This is a genomic window from Noviherbaspirillum sp., from assembly GCF_035627455.1.
Taxonomy (GTDB): domain Bacteria; phylum Pseudomonadota; class Gammaproteobacteria; order Burkholderiales; family Burkholderiaceae_D; genus Noviherbaspirillum.
Genome location: NZ_DASPLS010000058.1, coordinates 1 through 4663, shown reverse-complemented (window position 1 = coordinate 4663; position 4663 = coordinate 1). Strand labels below are relative to the sequence as shown.

Annotated in this window: 5 protein-coding genes; all 5 read right to left on the bottom strand. The window is 68.8% G+C overall.

All coding sequences use genetic code 11. From position 1 onward, the window contains the following. On the bottom strand, positions 1-336 hold a 336-nt coding region (locus VEC01_RS10310), incomplete at its 3' end, for a ParA family protein (protein ID WP_324900728.1). Positions 337-387: 51 nt separating this feature from the next. Continuing rightward, complete coding sequence (locus VEC01_RS10305) at positions 388-1848, bottom strand: cobyric acid synthase (protein ID WP_324900727.1); 1461 nt, start codon at positions 1846-1848, stop codon at positions 388-390. Further along, positions 1845-2639, bottom strand: a complete 795-nt coding sequence (locus VEC01_RS10300) for a cobalamin-binding protein (RefSeq protein WP_324900726.1) — start codon at positions 2637-2639, stop codon at positions 1845-1847. The genes VEC01_RS10305 and VEC01_RS10300 overlap by 4 nt, the downstream gene beginning before the upstream one ends. Beyond that, the gene (locus VEC01_RS10295) at positions 2636-3520 is read right to left on the bottom strand and encodes a cobalamin-binding protein (RefSeq protein ID WP_324900725.1); all 885 of its coding nucleotides are present in this window, start codon (positions 3518-3520) and stop codon (positions 2636-2638) included. Before VEC01_RS10295 ends, VEC01_RS10300 begins: the two co-directional genes overlap by 4 nt. Further along, positions 3517-4506 (bottom strand): threonine-phosphate decarboxylase CobD, encoded by a 990-nt coding sequence (gene cobD / locus VEC01_RS10290; protein WP_324900724.1) that lies wholly within the window; start codon positions 4504-4506, stop codon positions 3517-3519. The genes VEC01_RS10295 and cobD overlap by 4 nt, the downstream gene beginning before the upstream one ends. Positions 4507-4663 lie beyond the last annotated feature (157 nt).

The following is a 4663-nucleotide window of genomic DNA, read 5'->3' as shown; positions in this document are numbered from 1 at the left end:
AAGGATATCGAACATCGACGGCTGCAGCGGCACGACGACCTTGTCGGCAATGCGCAGCACTTCGTCCAGCCGCGCGCCGCCTAGGCCGGCCGGGGTATCCAGGACCACGTGGGTGGTGCCCTTCGGCGGTTTCGCCACCTGTCCGTCGATATCCCAGGCGGCAATCGGCGGCAGGCTGCCCGGGCGCAGCGCCAGCCAGGCGCGCGAGGATTGCTGTACGTCGGCATCGCCGAGCATGACCTTGTGTCCCTGCTTGGCGAAGTAGCCCGCGAGGTTGGTGGCGACGGTGCTCTTGCCGACCCCGCCCTTGGGATTGGCGATCACGATGACTGGCATGGTTCCTCTCCCGGAATGAATGCGACAGGATGGCAAAAGAATAGCATGCCGTCAGAAAAAACCAGCTGTTCCGCAGCGCCGCAGCGCATCCAGCAGCGGCCTAGCCGAATCGGCAATGCGGTCGATGCTTTGCTCGCGCAACGCGCGCAGGTCGACCGCGGTTTCCTTCTCCAGTCCCGCCCAGCGCAGCAGCGCGGACAATGCCTGCGGCGTGTCGAAGATGCCGTGCAGGTAAGTGCCGAGCACCTGGTCGTCAGCCGAACGCGCGCCTTCCGGCCGGCCGTCGATCAGGAACGCCGGGCGGGCGGCGGCCGCGCCCTGCGACCTGCCCATGTGGATTTCATAGCCCGCCACCGGCGTGTCCTCGGAAAAGGCGCAGCGGCCTTCAACCTGTGCCAGGCGCTTGTCGCGCGCCAGCTCGGTGTCGATCTCGAGCAGGCCGAGCGCCGCCGACGTGCCCGGCGCGCCTTCCACCCCGTGCGGGTCCGCGACGCTCATGCCCAGCATCTGGTAGCCGCCGCAAATGCCGATCACCTTGCCGCCGTAGCGCAGGTGCCGCTGCAGCGCCTGCGGCCAGCCGTGCGCCTGCAGCCACGCGAGGTCGGCGCGGGTATTCTTGCTGCCGGGCAGGACGACCAGGTCGGCCGGCGGCACCGGGCACCCCGGCCCGACGAATTCCAGGTCGACCTCGGGATGCGCGCGCAGCGCATCGAAATCCGTATGGTTGCTGATGCGCGGCAGCGCCGGCACGATGACGCGGAAGGGTCCTTTCGCATTCTGCGCGGGCTGGATCGCATCTTCCGCATCGAGGAACAGGCCGTGCAGGTAGGGCAGCACCGCCAGCACCGGCTTGCCGGTCTCCCGCTCCAGCCAATCCAGCCCGGGCTGCAGCAGGCCGATGTCGCCGCGGAAGCGATTGATCACGAAGCCGGCGATGCGCCGGCGTTCGCTCGCGGACAGGCAGGCGAGCGTGCCGACGATATGCGCGAACACCCCGCCGCGGTCGATGTCCGCGACCAGGATGACCGGGCAATCGACCGCCTCGGCAAATCCCATGTTGGCAATGTCGCGCTCGCGCAGGTTGATTTCCGCAGGACTGCCGGCGCCCTCGACGATCACCGCCTCGTACCGATCCGACAGCCGGCGATAGGATTCGAGCACCGCCTGCATCGCGACCGTCTTGTACTGGTGATAGTCACGCGCGTTCATGTCGGCGCGCACCGTGCCGTGCACGATCACCTGCGCGCCGGTATCGCTGGAGGGCTTGAGCAGCACCGGGTTCATGTCGGTATGCGGCGCAACGCCCGCTGCCGCCGCCTGCAGCGCCTGCGCGCGCCCGATTTCGCCGCCGTCCGCGGTCACCGCGCTGTTGAGGGCCATGTTCTGCGGCTTGAACGGCGCGACCCGCACGCCCTCGCGATACAGCAGTCGGCACAGCGCGGCCACCACCGTGCTCTTGCCGGCGTCCGACGTCGTGCCCTGCACCATCAGGGTAGGATAGGGAAATCTCATGCCTGCCGTTCCTGCCAGCGGCGGATCAACGCGGCGAGCTGCGGCAGCCCCTCTGTGATCGCGCCCGGTCCGGGTGAGAGTATGTCGGCCGACTTGATCTCGGCCACCATGCCGTTGCGTACCGCCGGGATCGCATCCCAGCCGGGGCGGCTGCAGACGCTCTCCGGCCGGAATTTCTTACCGCACCAGGAGCCGATGATGATATCAGGCGCCCGGCAGACGACTTCGGCCGGATCGGCGATGATGCGGTCCTTCGCGCTCGCGCAGGCCGCCAGCTCCCAGAACACGTCATCGCCGCCGGCGATGTGGATCAGCTCCGACACCCAGCCGATGCCGCTGATCAGCGGGTCGTTCCACTCCTCGAAGTAAACCCTCGGGCGCGCGCTCCACTGCCGGCCCTGTTCGCGCACCGCATCGACCTGCGCCTGCAGCCCGGCGACCAGGCGCTGTCCGGCCTCCGCCCTGTCCACCAGCGCCGCGAGTACATGCACCATGCGCAGGATGCCGGCAATATCGCGCTGGTTGAACAGATGCACTTCGATACCGGCGGCGGCGAGGTCGCGGCAGATATCCGCCTGCATGTCGGAAAACCCGACCACCAGGTCGGGCCGCACAGCGAGGATGCGCTCGATGCGCGACGACGAAAAGCCGCTGACCCTGGGCTTTTCCGCGCGGGCACGCGCCGGACGGGTGGTGAAGCCGGAAATGCCGGCGATCGCCGCTTCCGCGCCGAGCGCATACAGCGTTTCCACCGCCTCGGTGCTGAGGCAGACAATGCGATGATAGCTCATGGGCGTTCTCCCCTGCGTTTCCTGGCCAGCTCCAGCTTTTCGCACAATTGCGCGGCGCCGGCGACGATGCGCGGCCCCGAGCGGTTGAACAGGTCGGCGTCGAGCGCGAACAGGTTGTCTCGGCGAACCGCGAGCATCGACGGGTAGCGCTTCCACATCTCCACGCCGCTCGTGGACTGGTCCTGCCGGTCGGCGCTGACGATGGCTTCCGGGTTTTCCTGCAGCACCGCTTCCGGGCTCAGGCTGGGCGCCACCAGCGGCAAGGAAGCGAACACGTTCTCGCCGCCGCAGACACGGATGGCATCATTGATGATATGCCGGTCGTTCAGTGTGTAAAGCGGCTTGTCCCACACCTGGTAGAACACCCGCACCAGCGGACGGTGGCGATAGCGCGCCTGCAGGCCGTCGAGCTGCTGCCGCAGCTGCGCGGCGCTTTGCTGCGCCTGCGGCATCGTGCCGGTCAGGCGGCCGAGGCGCAGGATCGCGTCCGCCACATCCTCCAGCCGGCGCGGCTCGCTGTAGAACAGCGGAATGCCGAGCTTGCGCAACTGGTCCATCTGGCGCACCGAGGCGTTGTGCCGCCAGACCACCAGCAGGTCCGGCTTGAGCGCCACGAGGCGCTCGATGTCGACCATGCGGTTGTCGCCCACCCGCGGAATGTTGCGCGCCGCCGCCGGATAGTCGCTGAACCTTACGGTGCCGACGATGCGGTCGCCGCCCCCAGCCGCAAACAGCAGTTCGGTGACATGCGGCGCGAGCGAAACGATGCGGCGCGCCGGCTGCTGCAGCACCACGGTTGCGCCGTCGTCGTCGAGCACGGAAATCGCGGCGTGCGCGGGCGCAGCGAGCAGGCAGGCGGCGATCATCAGCCAGCGCGTCATTGCCGCGCCTTCCAGGCATGCAGCGCGTGCCGCAGGCGCTCCCAGCCGGCTTCGTCGGGAGGCAGGCCGAGGCGGATGCCTCTTGCCTTGTCGGCGAACAGCCGCACCCACACCCCGTGCTCTGCCATGTGCAGGTGAAATGCCTCCGGCTGTGCCTCGGGCCACCACTGAAACAGCGCGCAGCCGGCGGCATCGATCCCATGCTCGCGCAACATCCGGTGCAGCCGGGTTCCCGACTGCTGCAGCGCCTCGCGTGTCCGCTGTTGCCATGCGCGGTCCTGCAGTGCCGCGATGCCGATATCCTGCGCCGGCCCGCTGACTGCCCATGGTCCGAGCCAGTCCGCCAGCCGCGCAAGGAAGGACGCCTGCGCGGCGACGAAGCCCAGCCGCAGGCCCGCCAGGCCGAAGAATTTCCCCACTGACCGCAACACGACCAGCCCCGGCCTGTCGGTGAACTGCGCAATGCTGGCCGCCGGCGCGGTATCGCCGAAGGCTTCATCGACCACCAGCCAGCCGCCCCGCGCGCCGAGTTCCTCGGCCCATGCGAGCAGGACATCGTGCGGAATGCATGCGCCGGTGGGATTGTTCGGATTGCAGACGACAAGGACCTCGGCTTCGCCGACATGTTGCGCCAGCCGGTCATACGGCACTTCCCGCACCGCATGGCCGGCCTGCCGCCAGCAATGCGCATGCTCGGCATAGGAAGGCGCGGAGACGATCACCCGGGCAGGCGCGCGCAGTCGCGGCAGCGCCTGGATCGCGGCCTGCGTGCCGGCCACCGGCAGCATGCAGGGCGCGCCGTAATAAGCCTGCGCCGCAAGGGCAAGCGCCGGATTCGCCTCCGGCAGCCGGTGCCATGCCAGCGGCTGCAGCGCCGGCGCCGGATACGGCTGCGGATTGATGCCGGTGGACAGGTCCAGCCAGTCCGCGAGCGGCCGGTTGAAACGCGCGGCCGCGTCGCGCAGGTTGCCGCCGTGCTCAAGCATGCATGATCCCTTCAATGATGAATGCGCATGCCGCCACGACGGCCAGCCACAGTGCGCAGGTCCCCGCGACGAGGCGCCACGCGCGCCGGATATCGGCAGCGCTCGCCGCGCGGCCGCTGCCAAGCGCGGGGCGCTGTTCGACCACGCCGTCGTACTG